The 4,533-nt window shown below is 67.9% G+C and carries 4 protein-coding genes; all 4 read left to right on the forward strand.

Going from position 1 to position 4,533, the window contains the following annotated elements; all coding sequences use genetic code 11:
• Window positions 1-22: 22 nt before the first annotated feature.
• The 4 genes from QZ433_RS12250 to ugpC are packed head-to-tail and all read left to right on the forward strand — an operon-like array spanning window position 23 to window position 4,382.
• Window positions 23-1,288, forward strand: a complete 1,266-nt coding sequence (locus QZ433_RS12250) for an extracellular solute-binding protein (protein ID WP_295783861.1) — start codon at window positions 23-25, stop codon at window positions 1,286-1,288.
• Window positions 1,285-2,250 carry a sugar ABC transporter permease gene (locus QZ433_RS12255; protein ID WP_295783862.1) on the forward strand — a complete coding sequence of 322 codons (966 nt, stop codon included), beginning with the start codon at window positions 1,285-1,287 and terminating at the stop codon, window positions 2,248-2,250. The genes QZ433_RS12250 and QZ433_RS12255 overlap by 4 nt, the downstream gene beginning before the upstream one ends.
• A complete protein-coding gene (locus QZ433_RS12260; RefSeq protein ID WP_295783865.1) occupies window positions 2,250-3,098 on the forward strand; it encodes a carbohydrate ABC transporter permease in 849 nt (282 codons plus the stop codon). Before QZ433_RS12255 ends, QZ433_RS12260 begins: the two co-directional genes overlap by 1 nt.
• A gap of 15 nt (window positions 3,099-3,113) precedes the next feature.
• Window positions 3,114-4,382, forward strand: coding sequence for a sn-glycerol-3-phosphate ABC transporter ATP-binding protein UgpC (gene ugpC, locus QZ433_RS12265; protein WP_295783868.1), 1,269 nt, complete (start codon window positions 3,114-3,116; stop codon window positions 4,380-4,382).
• Window positions 4,383-4,533: the final 151 nt, after the last annotated feature.

A 4,533-nucleotide genomic window follows, 5' to 3' on the forward strand; every position in this document is an offset into this window, starting at 1 on the left:
CGCACCGAGGCGAGGGGGCCGGATGCGAACGGTGAGACGGATCGTGGCCGGGGCGTCGGTGCTCGCCCTCGCGGGCACACTCGGGGCGTGCGCGGCGGGTGACGGGGTGCCGACCCTCACCTGGTACATCAACCCCGACGACGGCGGCCAGGCCGAGATCGCGGCATCCTGCACCGAGGCGGCCAACGGGGCGTACCGCATCGAGACGTCGCTGCTGCCGCGGGACGCGGCCTCGCAGCGCGAGCAGTTGGCCCGCCGTCTCGCGGCGAGCGACCGTTCGCTCGACATCATGAGCCTCGACCCGCCGTTCATCCCCGAGCTCGCCGAGCCGGGGTTCCTCGCCCCCGTCCCCGCCGATCTGCAGAACACCGACGGTGTCGTGCAGGGCGCGGTGCAGTCGGCGAGCTGGAACGGAGAGCTCGTCACCGTCCCGTTCTGGGCCAACACGCAGCTGCTCTGGTACCGGAAGTCCGTGGCCGAGGCCGCGGGCCTCGACATGAGCCAGCCCGTCACGTGGGACCAGATCATCCAGGCCGCCCAGGATCAGAACAAGCAGCTCGGCGTGCAGGGGGCGCTCGCCGAGTCGCTGACGGTGTGGATCAACGCTCTCGTCGCCTCGGCGGGCGGGCAGATCCTCGACAACCCCGACGCCAAGCCCGACGAGATGCAGCTCGGTCTCGAGACCGACGCGGGCCGCAAGGCCGCCGACATCATCGGCCGCATCGGCTCGTCGGGCCTGGGCGGTTCCGGACTGCCCACCGCGGACGAGAACGCGAGCATGAACCTCTTCCAGGGCGACAACGGATCGTTCATGGTCAACTGGCCGTTCGTCTACCCGGCCATGCAGGCGGCGGCCCCCGATGTCGTCGACGACCTGGGCTGGGCGGTGTATCCCCGAGTGGATGCCGACACCCCCGCCGCCCCTCCCGTCGGAGGCATCAATCTCGGCGTCGGTGCGTACAGCGAGAACGTCGACCTGGCCTGGCAGGCGGTCGCGTGCATCGTCAGCCCCGAGAACCAGGCGCAGTACTTCGTCACCAACGGCAACCCGCCGTCCAACCTCGCCGCGTACGACGACGCCGAGGTGAACGAGAAGTTCCCGATGGCATCCACCATCGCCGAGTCGCTGCAGCTGGGCGCACCCCGTCCGCAGACGCCGTACTACAACGAGATCTCCATCGGACTGCAGCGCACGTGGCATCCGCCGAACGCGGTGAACCCCGACGCGACGCCGCAGTCCTCGACCGACTTCATCCTCGCGGTGCTCAGAGGGGAGCGACTGCTGTGACCGACACGATCACCCGCGCCACGGGGCGCGCCGAGCCGGTGGCCCCCGCCAAGAAGAAGCGTCGCTCCGACCGCGCCCGCGCCGAAGCGCGCCTGGGCTGGATGCTCGCGGGCCCGGCGTTCGGGATCATGCTGCTGGTCACGCTGTACCCGATCGTGCAGGCGATCTGGGACTCGCTGTTCAGCCTGCGCCTGACCGCGCCCGACGATCGCGAGTTCATCTGGTTCCGCAACTACGCGGTGATCCTGGGCGACCCGGCGTTCTGGCAGTCGATGGGGGTGACGCTGTTCATCACCGTCGTCACCGTGCTCCTCGAGCTCATCATCGGTTTCGCCTTCGCGCTCGTGATGCACCGGGCGATCAAGAAGCTGCGCGGTTTCGCGCGCACGGCGATCCTGGTGCCGTACGGCATCATCACCGTCGTCTCGGCTTTCGCCTGGTTCTACGCCTTCGACATCAACTCCGGTGGATACGTCAACAACTGGCTGTCGTGGATCCCGGGCTTCGACGAGAGCTTGAACTGGTTCGCGTACCAGGGCACGTCCCTCACCGTCATCATCCTCAGCGAGGTGTGGAAGACCACGCCGTTCATCTCGCTGCTGCTGCTGTCGGGACTCGCGCAGGTGCCGGGCGACCTCGAAGAGGCCGCGAAGGTCGACGGAGCGACGTCGTGGGAGGTGCTGCGCCGCGTCATCCTGCCCAACATGAAGGCCGCGATCATGGTCGCGGTGCTGTTCCGCACGCTCGAGGCGTTCCGCATCTTCGACAACATCTTCATCATGACCGCCGGTGCCAACAACACCGAGGCGCTGTCGCTGCTGGCCTACAACACCTCGATCGGCCGCCTCGAGATCGGGCTGGGATCGGCCATCTCGGTGCTGTTGTTCCTGAGCGTGCTGATCATCGCGGCCATCTTCATCAAAGGCTTCAAAGTGGACCTGTCGGCGGGAAGGAACTCCTGATGCGCGCGATGACCTGGCCCCAGCGGATCACGTGGATCGTCATCATCGCGGCCGTGCTGGTGTGGTCGCTGTTCCCGGTGTTCTCGATCCTCATGACCTCGTTCAAGACGCCGGCGGGCCTGTTCTCGGGGACGCTGCTGCCGATCGAGTGGACCCTCGACAACTACGCCACGATCCTGGCCCCGGGCGGCAGCGCTCAGGACCTCTTCCTGCCGGCGTTGCGCAACTCGATCGGCATCTCGCTGATCGCGACGTTCATCGCGGTGGTCCTGGCAACGCTCTGCGCCTACGCGATCGCCCGCCTCGACTTCCCGGGCAAGCGCATCATCCTCACCACCGCGCTCGCCGTGTCGGTCTTCCCGATCGTGTCGATCGTCACACCGTTGTTCAACCTGTGGCGGGTCGTGGGCCTCTATGACACCTGGCTCGGCCTGATCATCCCGTACCTCTCGCTGACGCTGCCGATCTCGATCTGGACGCTCGCGGCGTTCTTCCGCCAGATCCCGTGGGAGCTCGAGCAGGCGGCTCAGGTCGACGGGGCGACGCCCTTCGAGGCGTTCCGTAAGACCGTGGTCCCCCTCGCCGCACCGGGGGTGTTCACCACCGCGATCATCGCGTTCTTCATCGCGTGGAACGACTTCGTCTACGGCATCTCGCTGACATCGACGGATGCCGCCCGCCCGGTGCCGGCGGCCCTGTCGTTCTTCACGGGGGCCTCGCAGTTCGAAGAACCCACCGGCGCCATCTCGGCCGCCGCCATCGTGGTCACGATCCCCATCGTGATCGTCGTCGTCATCTTCCAGCGTCGGATCGTGTCGGGCCTCACCCAGGGCGCGGTCAAGGGGTAAAGGAGCAGCAGTCACATGGCATCCATCACTTTGAACAGAATCGTCAAGACCTACGACGACGGCTTCACCGCGGTCAAGGGCGTCGACCTCGACATCGCCGACGGCGAGTTCGTGATCCTCGTGGGGCCGTCGGGCTGCGGCAAGTCGACGCTGCTGCGGATGATCGTCGGCCTCGAGGACATCTCCGACGGAGAGCTCAAGATCGCGGACGAGGTCGTCAACGACAAGGCGCCGAAGGACCGCAACCTCGCGATGGTCTTCCAGAACTACGCGCTGTACCCGCATTTGACGGTGTACGAGAACATCGCGTTCCCGATGCGGCTCAAGTCGAGCGACCTCGACGACAACGAGATCGACGAGCGCGTGCGCCGGGCGTCGAAACTGCTCGAGCTCGACGAGCACCTCGAGCGCAAGCCCGCCAACCTCTCGGGCGGTCAGCGGCAGCGCGTGGCGATGGGCCGCGCGATCGTGCGCAACGCCAGCGCGTTCCTCTTCGACGAACCGCTGTCGAACCTCGACGCGAAGCTGCGCGGACAGATGCGCACCGAGATCGCGCGTCTGCAGCGCTCGCTCGGCATCACCACGGTTTACGTCACGCACGATCAGACCGAGGCGATGACCCTGGGCGACCGGGTCGCGGTGCTGCGCCGCGGCGAGCTGCAGCAGGTCGCGAGCCCGCGCGGGCTCTACGACCAGCCGGTGAATCTCTTCGTCGCCGGGTTCATCGGCTCGCCGCCGATGAACTTCCTCAGCGGCACCGTCGACGGCGACGTGCTGCGTCTGCCGATCGCCGACGTTCCGCTGGACGACCGGCTGCGCAGCGCCGTCGAGGGTCGCGACCTCGTGATCGTGGGCGTGCGCCCCGACGCCTTCGAAGACGCGGATGCCACCGAGCGCGACCTCGAGGGAGGGGTCACCGCCGAGCTCGACATCGAGATGACCGAGTGGCTCGGCGAGGTGCTCTACGCCTACGTGCCCTATGAGACCGACGAGACGGTGAAGGAGAAGCTGTCCGAGCTCGACCGCGATCTGGACGGCGAGAGCCTGCGCACCGAACTGGTCGTGGCCCTGGATGCCATGAGCTCGATCCGTCCGGGCGATGCGGCGCGCCTGTGGTTCTCGCCGGATTCGCTGCACCTCTTCGACCCCGAGACCGGGGTCAACCTGACCCGCGACGAGGCCAAGGCCGAGAAGCTCGAGGAGGACGCGCGCGCCGCGCGCACGCGCGCCCTCGAACGGGCCAAGCAGCGCGCCGAGCGGGAGGACGCGTCGGCTCGGCGCTGAGGCGCGACGTCCTCCTCGCGGTCGGCCACCCGGTGACGGAGGGCTAGCGTAGAACGCGATCGAAGGAGCACCATGATCCCCACCGCCGCGTCCGCGACCGACCTCTACCGCGCCGCGCGCGACGAACTCCTCGCCGCCCGCACCGACCCGC

The organism is uncultured Microbacterium sp. (assembly GCF_913776565.1).
Classification (GTDB): Bacteria; Actinomycetota; Actinomycetes; order Actinomycetales; family Microbacteriaceae; genus Microbacterium.